The 14,847-nt window shown below is 63.8% G+C and carries 10 protein-coding genes and 1 pseudogene; 5 read left to right on the top strand and 6 right to left on the bottom strand.

The window, feature by feature from the left end; translation table 11 throughout:
* Positions 1–45 precede the first annotated feature (45 nt).
* Together ACFOHJ_RS04105 and ACFOHJ_RS04100 are read left to right on the top strand one after the other, a co-directional pair.
* Positions 46–930 (top strand): LysR substrate-binding domain-containing protein, encoded by an 885-nt coding sequence (locus tag ACFOHJ_RS04105; protein ID WP_378218804.1) that lies wholly within the window; start codon positions 46–48, stop codon positions 928–930.
* 169 nt (positions 931–1,099) lie between these two features.
* Positions 1,100–2,317, top strand: coding sequence for a pyridoxal phosphate-dependent aminotransferase (locus tag ACFOHJ_RS04100; protein WP_378218802.1), 1,218 nt, complete (start codon positions 1,100–1,102; stop codon positions 2,315–2,317).
* A 38-nt stretch (positions 2,318–2,355) separates the two neighbouring features.
* Here ACFOHJ_RS04100 and ACFOHJ_RS04095 read toward each other — a convergent pair whose 3' ends face one another.
* The gene (locus ACFOHJ_RS04095) at positions 2,356–3,009 is read right to left on the bottom strand and encodes a TetR/AcrR family transcriptional regulator (protein ID WP_378218800.1); all 654 of its coding nucleotides are present in this window, start codon (positions 3,007–3,009) and stop codon (positions 2,356–2,358) included.
* 138 nt (positions 3,010–3,147) lie between these two features.
* Here ACFOHJ_RS04095 and ACFOHJ_RS04090 point away from each other — a divergent pair, with 138 nt between their 5' ends.
* Complete coding sequence (locus ACFOHJ_RS04090) at positions 3,148–4,716, top strand: trimethylamine methyltransferase family protein (RefSeq protein WP_378218798.1); 1,569 nt, start codon at positions 3,148–3,150, stop codon at positions 4,714–4,716.
* A gap of 48 nt (positions 4,717–4,764) precedes the next feature.
* Positions 4,765–6,421, top strand: a pseudogene (locus ACFOHJ_RS04085) (ABC transporter substrate-binding protein).
* 86 nt (positions 6,422–6,507) lie between these two features.
* Here ACFOHJ_RS04085 and ACFOHJ_RS04080 read toward each other — a convergent pair.
* The 5 genes from ACFOHJ_RS04080 to ACFOHJ_RS04060 all read right to left on the bottom strand — a co-directional run bounded on the left by ACFOHJ_RS04080 (position 6,508) and on the right by ACFOHJ_RS04060 (position 12,140).
* Positions 6,508–7,464, bottom strand: coding sequence for an ABC transporter ATP-binding protein (locus ACFOHJ_RS04080; RefSeq protein WP_378218797.1), 957 nt, complete (start codon positions 7,462–7,464; stop codon positions 6,508–6,510).
* The gene (locus ACFOHJ_RS04075) at positions 7,461–8,420 is read right to left on the bottom strand and encodes an ABC transporter ATP-binding protein (RefSeq protein WP_378218795.1); all 960 of its coding nucleotides are present in this window, start codon (positions 8,418–8,420) and stop codon (positions 7,461–7,463) included. The genes ACFOHJ_RS04080 and ACFOHJ_RS04075 overlap by 4 nt, the downstream gene beginning before the upstream one ends.
* Positions 8,417–9,298, bottom strand: coding sequence for an ABC transporter permease (locus tag ACFOHJ_RS04070; protein WP_378218793.1), 882 nt, complete (start codon positions 9,296–9,298; stop codon positions 8,417–8,419). The genes ACFOHJ_RS04075 and ACFOHJ_RS04070 overlap by 4 nt, the downstream gene beginning before the upstream one ends.
* On the bottom strand, positions 9,291–10,247 hold the full coding sequence (locus ACFOHJ_RS04065; protein ID WP_378218791.1) for an ABC transporter permease: 957 nt from the start codon (positions 10,245–10,247) through the stop codon (positions 9,291–9,293). The genes ACFOHJ_RS04070 and ACFOHJ_RS04065 overlap by 8 nt, the downstream gene beginning before the upstream one ends.
* A gap of 159 nt (positions 10,248–10,406) precedes the next feature.
* The gene (locus ACFOHJ_RS04060) at positions 10,407–12,140 is read right to left on the bottom strand and encodes a peptide ABC transporter substrate-binding protein (RefSeq protein ID WP_378218789.1); all 1,734 of its coding nucleotides are present in this window, start codon (positions 12,138–12,140) and stop codon (positions 10,407–10,409) included.
* 181 nt (positions 12,141–12,321) lie between these two features.
* Between ACFOHJ_RS04060 and ACFOHJ_RS04055 the strand changes: the two genes are divergently transcribed.
* A complete protein-coding gene (locus ACFOHJ_RS04055; RefSeq protein ID WP_378218787.1) occupies positions 12,322–14,733 on the top strand; it encodes a GcvT family protein in 2,412 nt (803 codons plus the stop codon).
* The last annotated feature ends 114 nt before the right edge of the window (positions 14,734–14,847 follow it).

Below are 14,847 nucleotides of genomic sequence, written 5' to 3'. Positions count from 1 at the left end.
AACTGCCGGAAATAAGGGCGCTAGCAACGGGCTTGGGAACCGGGGATGAAGCCGCCACCGCCTCTGAATTACATTCGCTCCTTCGAGTGCTCGGCACGGCATTTGAGCTTCACCGCGGCCGCGAGCGAACTCGGATATACCCAGGCCGCCGTCAGCAACCATGTGCGGGCGCTGGAGCACTATATCGGACGGCAACTGTTCGTCCGCTATCCGCGCAGCCTCAAGCTGACCGAGGTCGGAGAGGCGTTCCTGCCGACCTTGCGGCAGGCGCTTGAACAGATTGACTTCGCTACCGACGCCATCGTGGCTTCGGCGCGTAACCGTACCGTTGTCGTCTCCTGTCCCATGAGTCTCGCCGAGAACTGGCTGGCGGGCTGCATGGCTGCTTTCAACGTGAAGCATCCGGAGACAGAACTGCTCCTGCACGGCACCATATGGGAGGATATGAACGAACAGGCGGCCGACATCACCATTTCCATTCGCCGTTTCGACGACCGTCCGGCCGACGCGGTTCCCCTGTGGCGCGACAAGCTGGCGCTTTTATGCGCGCCGGCGCTGCTCGAAGGGCCCCGCAAGCTCGAGGAGCCGGCCGATATCCTGAATTTCGACTGGATCTTCGTCCATGGCCGCCAGGAATACTGGAAGGCCATGAGCGAAGCCTTGGGGATCACCACGTCGGGGCATGAAAAGGGCATCACCACCAATGCCTCCAACATCGCGCTGGAACTGGCGGCGATGGGCACAGGTTGCGTCGCCATGCAGGTTTCGCTGGCGCGCATCTATCTGCAACGGGGCCTACTTGTGGAGCCGTTTGCAATCCGCGCCGCCAGCCCGTGGAGCTATTACCTCAGCACCAACCAGCTTTCGAAGAGCAGTGCCGTCAGGCGGGCGAAGGAATGGATCATCGCGCACGGCAAGGAAATGGAGTAGGCGAGGGCATCCGGTGGACGCTTTCGCGCGCAATCGCGTCCAAATCGAGCGTGACAGTGGTTCGCGACCGTGCTCTTGCTGTGCCTTCGGCACGATAGATCACGCCGGCAGCCTCCCTAACCGCGAGGCCTGCGGACCAATGCCTTGGGGCGGGAAAGACGGGATATAGATGAATTCGATCGAGACGAAGTTCGCGAAGTTGGCCACCGACAACGCGCCGGGCCAGGAAGCGCGCCAGGGCATGGGCGCTGTCGACGCCCTCCTGCGCGGGGACAGCATCCCAGGCACCCCGGTCGATTTCTCCCATGGCGACGTCGATGCCTTCCTTCCCACGCCCGGCGCCTTCGAGGAATTCTCGGCCGGGGTCGAGCGCGGCGGCCGGCAAGCCTATACCGAGTATCGCGGCAGTCCCGAAATCCGCGACATGCTGGCGGACAGGCTGGCCCGCTTCACCGGTGCTCCGGTTTCGGGCAGGGACGGGCTGATCATCACGCCGGGAACGCAAGGCGCGTTGTTTCTCGCCCTAGCCGCGACCGTGTCGGCGGGCGACAAGGTGGCGATCGTGCAGCCGGATTATTTTGCCAACCGCAAGCTGGTCCAGTTCTTCGACGGCGAGGTCGTTCCCGTCAGGCTCGATTATCTCGGCACGCATGGGGCGGCGGGCCTCGATCTCGATGCGCTTCACGATGCGTTCAAGGCGGGCGCCAGGGTGTTCGTGTTCTCCAATCCGAACAACCCCGCCGGCGTCGTTTATTCGCGACAGGAAATCGGCACTGTCGCCGAGCTTGCCGGCAGATTTGGCGCGACTGTCATCGTCGACCAGCTGTATTCGCGGCTGTTGTACGACGGCCGGGACTACACCCATCTTCGCGCCTCGGCGATCGATCCCGAGAATGTCGTAACCATCATGGGGCCTTCCAAGACGGAGTCGCTGAGCGGCTACCGGCTGGGCGTGGCCTTCGGCTCGCCGCGCGTCATCGATCGCATGGAAAAGCTGCAGGCGATCGTTTCGTTGCGGGCGCCAGGCTACAGCCAGGCGGTCCTCAACACGTGGTTTGCCGAACCGGCGAGTTGGATGGATGAGCGCATCGCGCTGCACCGGGCTATTCGCGACGACCTGCTCTCGAAGCTGAGCGCCGTCGAGGGACTGCAGGCGCGCAGGCCGGAGGCGGGAAGCTATCTCTTTCCGAAACTGCCGGCGCTCGATGTCTCGACCCAGGAATTCGTCCGTATCCTGCGCCAGCAGGCCGCCGTCACGGTAACGCCGGGCTCCGAGTTCGGCCCGCATTCGCTGGAAAGCGTGCGCCTCAATTTTTCGCAGGACCACAAGGCAGCCGTCCACGCCATCGAGCGGATCGTGGAACTCATCGGCCGCTACCAGAAATAAGCAAAAGCCACCCCTGTCCGCGTGGCTCGTGCTGCCGGCTATTTTTGAGGGGAATTGACGCTTCTGGCGTAGGCAGCGAAGTCGGCGATATCCTTGTCCGTTGGCTCCTGGCCCGTAAAGCTGCGCAGATACGCGGCAACCAGCGAAAGGCGGTTGTCCAGCGGTTCGTGCAGTTCCAGCGAATAATAGCCAATCTGCATGAAATAGAGGACGCGCGCCCGCACGAAGGCATCGTCGGGCGCGTAGCCATGTCTGAGGAACATGTCGCGGATCGCCGCCACGCGCTCGTCATCGGCCTGGTCGATCCGCTTCCTTACCGAATCGGATTGGCGCGCCCACGCGCGGATCGCGAAGTCGAGGCGCGGGTCGAAAAGCCTCACGTCCAGCCAACACTCGAAAACGCTCATCACGCCACGGATGATCGTCGCCGACGGCCGCGACGCACGGTCGATGATGAAGTGCGTGTTGGTTTCCCGCCAGTAGGTGAGCAACTGGTCGAGCAGATCCTGCCTGCTCTGGAAGTACCAATAGAAGCTGGACCGGGAGACGCCCAGCTTCTGGCCAAGCGACAACACCCGGACGCTCTCCACCCCGTCCGAGATCAAGGTCTCCAGGGCCAGCTCGAGCCAGTCTTCCCGGGTCGCCTTGATGTTTCCGTTCGCGGCGATCTGCCGCTTTGCTGTCTTGTCCATCGCAAGCACCATTGTCACGGCCGGGTGCGCCGATCAAGAGGATGGACACGTATGTCCAGAATCTCTCTGGACAACTATGTACAGAGGCAATAGGCTCATCTTCGGCTTTGGTCGCAACAGGTTCTGGAGGCTGGTTTCGTGGAGGAAGCTTCGACGCTGGACAATCCGGTCGGTACGGAAAAGCGGCAGCGCGGCGGTCGCAGGCTTCGCGGGTGCCACACGGCGCCCGCACGCCAGCCGGACTATCGCAACCTTCGCAATACATTCGCGTCGCAACCGGTGTTTTCAGCGGACCAGGTCGGGGCGATCCACGACACCGCCCTCAGAATCCTCGAAGACCTCGGGCTGAAGGTGCTGTTGCCGCAGGCGCGCGATATCTTCCGGGCGGCCGGATGTCTTGTCGACGACGATACCATGATGGTTCGCATCGGGCGCGATTCGGTGGCAGCTGCGTTGTCGAGCGCGCCGAAGTCGATCGTGGCGCGGGCAGGCATTCGCGAGCGCGACATCGTCCTCGAGCATGGCGCGCTCGCTTTCGTAGCAGGCTGCGGCTGCCCCAACGTGACGGACCTTGACCGGGGCCGGCGCACGGGGACGCTTGCCGATTTCGAAGAGCTGACCCGGCTCGTCCAGCATTTCGATGTCCTGCACATGCACGGCCCGCACGTGGAACCGCAGGACGTCGACCTGCGCTTTCGGCACTACGCCACCTTGCGCGCGCAACTGACGCTTTCGGACAAGCTGCCGTTCATCTTTGCCAGAGGCACGCCGCAGGTCGAGGACAGTTTCGAGATGATGCGCATCGCGCGCGGGCTTGGCGAGGACGAATTCCGCGCCGGCGTCCACTGCTATGCGATCATCAACACCAACTCGCCGCGCCTGCTCGACATCCCGATGGCGCAGGGCATCATCGATTTCGCCAAGGCTGGCCAGTTGACCGTCATCACGCCCTTCTGCCTTGCCGGGGCGATGGCGCCGATAACCGTCGCTGGCGCGCTGGTGTTGCAGCATGCGGAGGCACTGGCCGGCATCACGCTCGCCCAACTCACCCGGCCGGGCGCGCCGGTCGTCTATGGCAGTTTCTCCTCCAACGTCGACATGAAATCCGGTGCCCCCGCATTCGGGACGCCCGAGCATGCCAAGGCGACCCTTGGGGCGGGCCAGCTTGCGCGGTATCTCGGGCTGCCGTGGCGGGCCGGCGGCGGTAGCGCCGCCAATATCGCCGATGCCCAGGCCGCCAACGAGACGCAGTTCGCGCTGTGGGGAGCGGTACTCGCGGGTGCGACCATGCTGGTCCATTCGGCTGGCTGGCTGGAGGGCGGGCTGAGCCTTTCCTATGAGAAGTTGATCACTGATATCGAAGTCCTGCAGATGATGGCGGAACTCTTTTCCGCCACGCCGGGGGATGCTGATGCGATCGCCTTCGAGGCGATCCGGGAAATCCAGCCGGGGGGCCATTTCTTTGCTGCCGAGCATACCATGGCGCGCTACCGGACGGCTTTTTACGAGCCTTTCGTCGCCGATTGGTCGAATTTCGGCAACTGGACGGCAGCCGGCGGCAAGGATGCGACGAGGCGGGCGAACGCGGTGTGGAAGGGTGTGCTGGAGCGGGATGGCGCACCAGCATGGGCGGCCGAACTCGGGCCCGCACTGGATGAATTCATCGAGCGGCGGAAGGCGGAAGGCGGCGCGTCCCCGGTTTCCTAGATCGGGGATGTACGAAGTCACCAGCAACAGGCACGGCAAGGGGAAAAGATGGCGTTTTTCAATCGCAACGGGAAGCCGGTTTCGCGCTTCGTATCGGCGCTTGCGGGTGAGGTGGGGGCCGAGAGGATGGATCGGCGGGAGTTTCTCTCGATCGCCAGTGTGATGGGAGCGTCGGCCGCAACCCCCTATGCCATGATCGGCCTCGCCGCGCCGGCGCCTGCCATGGCCCAGGAGCAGGAGCCGAAGAAGGGAGGCGTTCTCAAGATCGCGATGCTGTGCAAGCCGATCCGCGATCCACGGACTTTCGACTGGGTGGAAGGCTCCAATGCCGCCCGGCAGTTCCTCGAACCGCTGGTGAAGTACGAACGGGATTTCACCTTCAAGCCGATGTTGCTGGAAAGCTGGGAGACCAACGACGACGCGACGGAATACGTCTTGCACGTGCGCAAGGGCGTGACATGGAACAACGGCGACACCTTCGATGCCGACGACGTCATCTTCAACCTGAAGCGCTGGTGCGATTCCTCCGTCGAAGGCAATTCGATGGCCGGGCGCATGGTCTCGTTGATCGACCCGGCGACGGGCAAGGCCAGCGAGACTGCAATCGTCAGTGGACGATTACACGATCAAGCTGGTGCTTCCGGCATCGGACATTTCCATCATTCCGGGCTTCGTCGACTTCCCCGGCCTGATCGTCCACCGCGACTACGAGACGATGGGGGCGGATCTCGTCAAGCATCCCGTCGGCACCGGCGCCTTCGAGCTGGTTTCCTATTCGGTGGGCGAGCGCATCGTCGTCAAGCGGCGAGAAAGCGGCAAGTGGTGGGGCGGCGAAGCCTATCTCGACGGCGTGGAATTCATCGACTACGGCAACGATCCGTCCGCGATGGTCAATGCCTTCGAGTCCAGGGAAGTGCACACCAACTACGAAACCAATGCGGATTTCGTGGAGGTCCTCGACGGAATGGGGCTGGTCAAGTCCGAGGTGGAAACCGCCGCGACGATCGTTGCCCGCACCAATGTCACCAGCGATTCGTTCCAGGACCAGCGCGTGCGCAAGGCGCTGCAGCTCGCGGTCGATAACGCCGGCGTGCTGAAGCTCGCCTATGGCGATCACGGCACCCTGGCCGAGCATCACCATGTCAGCCCGATCCATCCCGAATACGCCAAGATCCCGCCGGTGGAGCGCGACCTGGCCAAGGCGAAGGAACTCATGGAAGCGGCCGGGAAACTGGACCACGAGTTCGAACTCATCACCGTCGACGAGGAGTGGCAGAAGAATGCCGGCGATGCCATCGCCGCCCAGCAGCGCAAGGCCGGGTTCAAGATCAAGAGGACCGTCATACCCGGTAGTTCCTTCTGGAACGACTGGACCAAATATCCCTATTCGATGACCATCTGGAACATGCGCCCGCTCGGCGTGCAGGCGCTTGCATTGGCCTATCGAACCGGCGGAACATGGAACGAGACGGGCTATGCCAATCCCGATTTCGATGCCAAGCTAGACAGGGCCATGACGGTCGCCGACGTGGACGAGCGCCGCAAGCTGATGGCCGAAATCCAGCAGATACTCCAGGACTCGGGCATCATCGCGCAACCGTTCTGGCGCAAGTTCTACAATCACTCGGTCCCGGCCGTGAAGAACCACGGCATGCACCAGACCAACGAGATCAATGTAGAAAGCGTCTGGCTGGATGAATCCTGATTTTAGCCAGCCAATACTGAGGTTTTGGGGCGGTTCTGGTTCTGAGTAAAGCGCCAGAATCGCTTCCCGTTCTCGCTGGAAATGCTCTATTCAATCGGGTGATGGCAGGCCACTTGCTGCCGTTCGCCGATCGGCCGCATCTTCGGATCGGTGGTTCGGCACAGTTCGCTTGCGCGCGGGCAGCGCGGGTGGAAGCTGCACCCTGAAGGGCGGGCCGCGGGGTCGGGCGTCTCCCCTTTCAGCACTGTCCGCACGCGAATGCGTTCGCGCACGGGATCGGGAAGCGGGATCGCCGACAGCAGGGCGGCCGTGTAGGGATGCCGTGGCGTCTCGAAGAGGCTCGCGCGCGGTGCGATCTCGACGATGCGCCCCAGATACATCACCGCGACATCCCGGCACATATGCGCCACGACGCTGAGATCGTGGCTTATGAACAGCATGGTCGTGCCACGGTCGGCCTGCAGCTTGCGCAGCAGGTTCATGATCTGCGCCCGCGTCGAGACATCGAGCGCGGAGACCGGCTCGTCCGCGACGATGAAGGCGGGATCGGTGCTGATCGCCCGGCCGATGACTGCCCGCTGCCGCTGGCCGCCGGAAATTTCATGCGGATAGCGTGGGAGGAACGCGGCCGACAGCCCGGCCTGCTCGATCACCTCGGCCGCGCGGGCGCGCGCGTCCGCCCGCGACCAGCCCTGCACCCGCAGGTGCTCCACGATGGTATCGCCGATGGTCATGCGCGGATTGAGCGCGCTCGACGGGTCCTGGAAGATGATCTGCCGCTGGCGCCTCAGTTTTGCCAGCGTTGCACGGTCGGGCGAGGCGGTATCGAGGCCGTCGAAAACGACCTTGCCGAGCGTCGGCTTTTGCAATCCGACGAGCGTGCGCCCGAGCGTGCTCTTGCCGCTGCCGCTCTCGCCGACGAGGCCGATCGTGGCGCCTCGGTGAATCTCGAGGTCGACGCCATCGAGCGCACGCAGCGTACGGTGCTCCGAAAGCCGGTAATGGCGCGCCACGCCTGCCGCTTCGATGAGGATATCGCTCATGGGGCGTTCCAGCATGCCACGAAATGCTCCTCCGCGATCTCGCGCAAGGCGGGAACTGCCTTGCAGGCTTCGCTCGCGCGGGGGCAACGCGGCGCAAAGCGGCACCCGGAGAGTTCCATCGCGCCCTGGACGCTGCCAGGAATGGTCGGCACCGGTTCGTCCCAGCCGCCGTCCAGCTTCGGAATGGAGTGAAGCAGGCCGCGCGTATATGGGTGGGCGGGGTTGGCGAACAGGGCGGTGGTCGGGGCCGTCTCGACGATCACGCCGGCATACATCACCGCCACGCGATCGGTCATGCCGGCGACGACCCCGAGGTCGTGGGTGATGAGGATGACGCCCATGCCCAATCCGCCGGTCAGCTCGCGCAGGAGATCGAGTATCTGCGCCTGCACGGTGACGTCGAGCGCGGTCGTCGGCTCGTCCGCGATCAGCAGGCGCGGCGAGCAGGCCATGGCGATGGCGATCATGGCCCGCTGGCTCATGCCGCCCGACATCTCGTGCGGGTAGGCGAAGAAGCGCTCTTCCGGCGCGGCGATCCCGACCTGGCGCAGAAGATCGACCGCGCGTTGATGGGCTTCGTCGCGCGAAAGCTTCATATGGGCGTTCAGCGTTTCGACGATCTGATCGCCGACGCGGATCATCGGGTGCAGCGCGGTACCCGGGTCCTGGAAGATCATGGCGATGTCGGCGCCACGGCGCGCGCGCATCGAATCCTCATCGAGGACGAGCAGGTCGGTGCCGTCGAGCCGCGCTTCGCCGCCGAGCCGAACGTCGCGCAGCAGGCGCATCAGGGCCAGCGCCGTCGTCGATTTGCCGCAGCCGCTTTCCCCGACCAGGCCCAGCGTCTCGCCCCGCCGGACATCGAAGGAAATGCCGTCGACGGCCTTTGCACGCCCGAAGCTGACCTCGAGGCCGCGCACTTCAAGCAGGCTGGAAGCGGTGTCCGGTTCGTTCATCGGTCGCGTATCTTCGGATCGAGAGCGTCGCGCAGGCCGTCGCCGAGGAAGTTGAAGCTGGAGACGGCCAGCGTGATGGCGATGCCCGGAAACACCGCCAGCCAGGGATCTACCTGGAAGTCGCTCTGCGCATTGGTGAGCATGTTGCCCCAGCTCGCGGCAGGCGGCTGGATACCGTAGCCGAGGAAGCTGATATAGCTTTCGAGCAGGATGGCGTTGGCGGTGTTCAGGGTTGCTGCGACGAGCACCGGAGAAAGCGTGTTGGGGAGGATCTGGCGCAGGATTATCCGCCAGGACGGCGCGCCGACCATTTGTGCCGCGGCGATGAAGTCGGCGGATTTCAGGACCAGTATCTGCGAATAGACGATGCGGGCGATTTCCATCCAGCAGGTCAGGCCGATCATCAGCGACATCGACGTCAGGCTGGGCGTGACGAAAGCCGCGACGAACAGGAGAAGGAACACGCTCGGGAAACACAGCATGATGTCGGTCAGCCGCATCAGCAGCGTTCCGATCCAGCCGCTGTAGTAGGCGGCGAAGGCGCCGATGGAAAAGCCGATGACGACCGTCACCAGCATGGCGGCGATACCGACCGAAAGCGATATCTGGCCGGCATACATCAGCCGCGTCAGCACGTCCCTGCCGAGATCGTCGGTGCCGAGGATATGGCCGGCCGTGAAGGGCGCCGCGTAGCGGTTGGCGATGTCGAGTTCCTCGGGGTCGAACGGGGCGAGCCAGGGCGCGCCGGCCGAACCGATCACCAGTATCGCGAGCACGATCAGGGCGGCGACGGCCAGGCGGTGCCGCATCAGGCGTTTCAGAGCCCCGGCTCGCGCCGGTGCCGCGATCGGCGCGATATCGAGCGTTCCTTCAATCATGTCCGAGCTTCACCCGCGGATCGACGAACGCCACCACGATATCGGCCAGGAGGTTGCCGAGGATCACCACGAAGGCGCCGACCATCAGGATGGCCATCAGCACCGGGTAATCGCGCGTGCTGAGCGCGCTCAGGAACAGGAGGCCCATTCCCGGCCAGCTGAACACCGTCTCGGCCACCAGCGCGCCGCCCACCAGAAGCGGCAATTGCAGGCCAGCGAGCGTGACCAACGGAACGAGCGCCGCCCGCAGGCCGTGGTTCAGGAGCACGCGCGAGGACGCGATGCCTTTAGAACGGGCAGTGCGCATGAAGTCCTGGTCGAGGATTTCCAGCATCGAGGAGCGCGTATAGCGGCTCCATTGCGCGACCAGCACCAGTGCCAGCACGACCACAGGCAGCACGAGATGCTCGATCCTGTCGACGAACCCGCCGCCTCCGGTACTGACCATGCCGCCGGCGGGCAACCAGCCAAGGGTCTGGGCAAAGACGAAGATCGCCAGCAGGCCGAACCAGAAGGTTGGCAGCGACAGCGCCAGCATCGAGGCGATTGCGCTCGCGTAGTCGAAGATCGAATTGCGCCGCACCGCTGAAACGATGCCGATCGTGACGCCGATCACCAGCGCCAGCGCCAGCGCCGAACCCATCAGGAGCAGTGTGGCCGGGACACGGTCGAGCACGATTTCCCGGACCTGCTGGCCACCGAAAAAGGAATAGCCCCAGTTTCCGGTGGCCATGCCGGAAGCCCATTTCAGGTATTGGATATAGGCGGGCTGGTCGAGGCCGAACTGGACCTTGATGCGCTCGATGTCCTGCGCCGTGACGGTGGGGTTCAGCGTGTAGAGTGCCAGCGGGCCGCCCGGCGCGAGATGCATCAGCATGAAGCCGACGATCGAGACGCCGAGCAACAGGACAACGGACTGGGCAAGCCGGCTTATCAGGAAGCGTGCCATTGGCGGCCCTGCTGCTGATGCCTCATGATACGCCGCGCCCGTGACGGGCCGGGTCCGGGCCGCACCCACCTGTTAGCGGATACTGCCGGCAGGCCGGGTCCAATATCCGTCTGTCCGTCAAATCCAGCCCTGCATGTTCCCGGCATCGTGCTGCTGCGCTCAGGTCGCCGTCCACTCCACGGTATTCCATGAGTTGATCGGCGTATAGGCATTGGGCTTGTAGTTTCCGATACGGTCCCTGACGCCCACGATCTGCTGGTAGGCGTAGATCGGTGCGAACGGCATGTCGTCCAGCAATATCTCCTGGATACGGTCATAGATCGCCTTGCGGTCCTCCTGCTTGACCGTCGTCGCGCCCTTGCGGCAAAGGTCGTCGATCTCGGCATTCTCGTACTGGACATAGTTGGAGCCGTTGCCGCCCTTTACCGGGATCGCGTCGCTGCGGATGCGGTCGCCATAGTCCGGGTCGGGATAGAGCAGGGCATCCCAGCCGACCATCAGCGTGTCGAACTCGCTCTTTATCGTGTAGTCGCCCCAGACGACCGATGCCGGCATGTTCTTGATGGTCATCTCGACATTGATCTTCTTGAAGTTCTGCTGGACGAGTTGCTGCGCTTGCTCGCGGGCCTTGGCACCGGCGGTCGTGGACATGGTGAAGGAAAGGCGCACGCCGTCCTTCTCGCGCACACCGTCGGAGCCGACCTTCCAGCCGGCTTCATCCAGCAGTGCGGCCGCTTTCGCCGGGTCGTAGCCCGGGTCGACGAGGTTCTTGTTGTAGGCCCAGTGGTTGGGCGGAAGGAAGCTCAGCGTCGGCAGCGGCACGCCATAGAAAACGGCGTCGATCCAGCCCTTCCTGTCGACGGCCATGTAGAGCGCCTTGCGCACGCGCTTGTCCGAAAATTGCGGCTTGCCGCAGTTGAAGTAGATGAACTCTACGAACGGCATCGGACTGAGTTCGATCTTGCAGCCGGGCAGGGTCTTGGCCTTGGCGTAGAGCAGCGGCGGAATTCCCTGCAGGTCGTAGATGTCGACCTCGCCGGTCTGGAACTGCGCGTAAAGCGTCTGCTGGTCCGGAACATATTTCTGGATCAGCGAGGTGAGCTTAGGCGCGCCGCCATGATAGTCGGGATTGGGCTCGAATTCGATCTGGCTGCCGGCAACCCGACTCTTGAACTTGAACGGGCCGGTGCCGATCGGATTGGTGTTGAAGGGAGCGGTGTTGATGTCGATGCCGCTCAATATGTGCTTCGGCACGATGCTGGTCTTCTGCCACGAGACCATATAGGGCGCGAAGCTGTCCTTCAGCTTCACGCGCACGGTGTGATCGTCCACCGCTTCGTAGGATTCGACGTGGTCGTGCCCGTTGCGGCTGCGCACCGTGACCTTGGGGTCCATCAGCACGTCGAGCGTGAAGGTGACGTCGGCCGCGGTGAACGGCGTCCCGTCGTGCCATTTCACGTCCGGGCGAAGCTTGATCGTCCAGGTCAGGCCGTCCTCGGAGATGCCGCCGTTTTCCTGCGTCGGGATTTCGGCCGCGAGGTTCGGGACGAAGGCGCCGGTCGGGTCGAGCTTCCATAACGCATCGAACACGATGAACTCGACCGATGTCTCGACACCGGTGTTGACGTAGAGCAGGGGATTGAAATTCACCGCCTCCTGCGTGACGCCGAGGACGCATTGTCCGGGGCTGGCGGCCAGCGCGCGTGTCGGAGCGAACCCTGCCATCGCCGATGCGCCGAGACCGCCGGCAAAGGGCAGGGCGGCCAGAAGACCGCCCGCTTGCAGCAGGTCGCGACGGTTGGGTCCCCGCGGTTCGCCTTTCGCGTGCTCGTTCGGGGCCGGGCGCCCGGCCTCCTGCTTGAGGGAATCCAGATCGTTCCTGCCGTCGCGCATGCTCGCTCCTCCCGTTGTAGCGGCAGTTCCGATGCCGCTTTCCCGAAACGCTAGACTAATCATCCCGCCTAGACAAGCATGTACACGGAACGTTGCCAAAGGCCGGCCAAAAACCGGTTCCGATCTACTGGACATATGTGTCCATCGTGGCTAGTTTGACCGCCTTTGATGGAGGCAATGCATGAAGTCGCACTACAGGGCGGTGGTCATCGGCGGCGGGGTGGTGGGCGCATCGGTGCTCTATCATCTGGCGAAGTTCGGCTGGAGCGATGTCCTGCTGGTCGAGCGCGAGGTGCTGACGGCCGGTTCGAGCTGGCACGCCGCAGGAGGGTTCCATGCGCTCAACGCCGATCCCAACATCGCCGCCCTACAGGCCTATACGATCGACTTGCTCTCCGAGGTCGAAAAGGAATCCAGCCAGAACATCGGCATGCACATGACCGGCGGGATTTCCGTCGCATCGGCGCCCGAGCGATGGGAGTGGCTCAAGGCTTCCTACCGCGTGTTCCAGACCATGGGCATCGACGACGTCCATATGGTTGGCGTGGACGAGATCAAGCGGCGCTGCCCGATCCTGAACACGGACGGCATCCTCGGCGGGCTTTATGCCGAGCGGGAAGGCCATATCGACCCCTCCGGCACGGTGCATGCCTACGCGAAGGCCGCGCGGCTGCGCGGGGCCGAGATCGTTGAGCACAACCGCGTGCTGGAACTGCGGCACCGGCTCGACGGACACTGGGACGTGGTGACGGAGAAGGGCACCATCGTTGCGGAGCATGTCATCAACGCGGGCGGGCTGTGGGCCAAGCAGGTCGGGCGCATGGCCGGCATCGATCTTCCCGTCTCGCCGATGGAACATCACTATCTTCTCACCGAAGCCATCCCCGAGATCCAGGCCTTCGACGGAGAACTGCCGCTGGTCGTCGACCTGGAAGGCTTCACCTATATGCGCCAGGAGCAGAAGGGCCTCCTGCTCGGCATCTACGAGATCAATCACAAGCACTGGAACATGGAAGGCGCGCCGTGGGACTATGGCGTCGAACTGATCCAGGAAGACATTACACGCATCTCCGACGAACTGGCGCTGGGCTTCAGCCGCTATCCTTGCCTGGACACGGCAGGCATCAAGCGCTGGGTCAACGGCGCCTTCACCTTCTCGCCTGACGGCAACCCGCTGGTCGGTCCGGTGCGTGGCGTGCAGAACTATTGGGTCGCCTGCGGCGTCATGGCCGGTTTCCTGCAAGGCGGCGGGGTCGGCAAGTCGCTGGCCGAATGGATGGTCCATGGCGAGCCGGAAGCGGACGTGTTCGGCATGGACATCGCTCGTTACGGCGAATTCGCTTCCAACCGGGAATATATCCGCCAGACGACCGGGCAGTTTTATTCACGCCGCTTCGTCATGAGCTACCCCAACGAGCAACTGCCGGCCGGCCGGCCTCTGAAGACGGCTGGGGCGCATGCGGACATGGACGCTGCCGGTGCCCGCTGGGGGGTCTCCTGGGGCATGGAAGTGCCACTTTATTTTGCGCCCGAAGGTTTTGTCGAGAAACCGACGCTCCGGCGATCCAACGCCTTCGACATCGTTGCGGAGGAATGCCGCGCCGTGCGGCAAGGGGTGGGCCTGCTCGATATCACCGCCTTCTCGCGCTACGAGGTGAGCGGCCCCGGTGCCGAGCCGTGGCTCGACCGGCTGCTTGCCTGCGCCTTGCCGCGGCCGGGTCGCGCCCGGCTAGCGCCGATGCTCGGCGAAAACGGCGAGCTCAAGGGCGATCTCACCGTCTTCAACTGGGGCGACGGCACCTGGTGGATCATGGGGTCTTATTATCTGCGCCAGTGGCACATGCGCTGGTTCGAACGGCACCTTCCGGAGGGTGTTAAGGTCCGGGACATTTCCGACGATGTCGTCGGCTTCTCGCTGGCCGGTCCGAACGCCCGCGACGTGCTGGAAAAGGTCACGCACGAGGACGTCTCGAACGCTTCCTTCGGCTTCCTCGCCTGCCGCAAGCTTGATGTCGGACTGATCCGGACGAGGGTAGGTCGGCTCTCGGTCGTGGGGGAACTCGGCTACGAAATCCATTGTCGCGCCAACGAACACGCGACGCTCCGCAAGACGTTGCTCGAGGCCGGCCGCGACCTCGGCATCGCCGAATACGGCTTTGCCGCCGTCAATTCGCTGCGCCTGGAGAAAAGCTTCGGCATCTGGTCGCGCGAGTTCACGCAGGACTATACGCCGGCCGAGACCGGAATGGATCGCTGGATCGATTTCGGCAAGCAGGACTTCGTTGGCCGGCACGCGGCGCTGAAGGCACGCGAGGAGGGCGGGCACCGCCGCCTCGTCACGCTGGAGGTCGATTCCGAGGATGCTGACGCCGGCGGCTATGAGCCGATATGGAAAGATGGCCGGCTGGTGGGCTTCGTCACCTCCGGCGGCTTCGGCCACACCATCGGCAAAAGCCTCGCCATGGCACTTCTCGACAAGGAAGCCGCCGTCACCGGTATGGAGCTTTCCACGCATATCGTAGGCATCGAGCGGGGCGCCTGTGTGATCGCTGCCTCGCCTTATGACCCGGAAGGTCGAAAAATGCGTGGCTGAGGTCGAATCTGTGGCTGGCAAATCACCCGGTTTGCCGGCATGGATTGGGAGGCTTCGTCAGCAAGCCTGGGGCAATCGCAAGCAAGGCGTTCGTATGTATCTCGACCTCATCTG

Source organism: Aquamicrobium soli (genome assembly GCF_042646345.1).
GTDB lineage: Bacteria > Pseudomonadota > Alphaproteobacteria > Rhizobiales > Rhizobiaceae > Mesorhizobium > Mesorhizobium soli_A.
The sequence above is the reverse complement of the archived record's forward strand: the minus strand, read 5'-3'. Positions and strand labels throughout refer to the sequence as shown.

Coding starts and splice junctions, on each gene's coding strand:
- ACFOHJ_RS04105 (WP_378218804.1), top strand. CDS start 46: ATGAAGCCGCCACCGCCTCTGAATTACATTCGCTCCTTCGAGTGCTCG.
- ACFOHJ_RS04100 (WP_378218802.1), top strand. CDS start 1,100: ATGAATTCGATCGAGACGAAGTTCGCGAAGTTGGCCACCGACAACGCG.
- ACFOHJ_RS04095 (WP_378218800.1), bottom strand. CDS start 3,009: ATGGACAAGACAGCAAAGCGGCAGATCGCCGCGAACGGAAACATCAAG.
- ACFOHJ_RS04080 (WP_378218797.1), bottom strand. CDS start 7,464: ATGAGCGATATCCTCATCGAAGCGGCAGGCGTGGCGCGCCATTACCGG.
- ACFOHJ_RS04075 (WP_378218795.1), bottom strand. CDS start 8,420: ATGAACGAACCGGACACCGCTTCCAGCCTGCTTGAAGTGCGCGGCCTC.
- ACFOHJ_RS04070 (WP_378218793.1), bottom strand. CDS start 9,298: ATGATTGAAGGAACGCTCGATATCGCGCCGATCGCGGCACCGGCGCGA.
- ACFOHJ_RS04065 (WP_378218791.1), bottom strand. CDS start 10,247: ATGGCACGCTTCCTGATAAGCCGGCTTGCCCAGTCCGTTGTCCTGTTG.
- ACFOHJ_RS04060 (WP_378218789.1), bottom strand. CDS start 12,140: ATGCGCGACGGCAGGAACGATCTGGATTCCCTCAAGCAGGAGGCCGGG.
- ACFOHJ_RS04055 (WP_378218787.1), top strand. CDS start 12,322: ATGAAGTCGCACTACAGGGCGGTGGTCATCGGCGGCGGGGTGGTGGGC.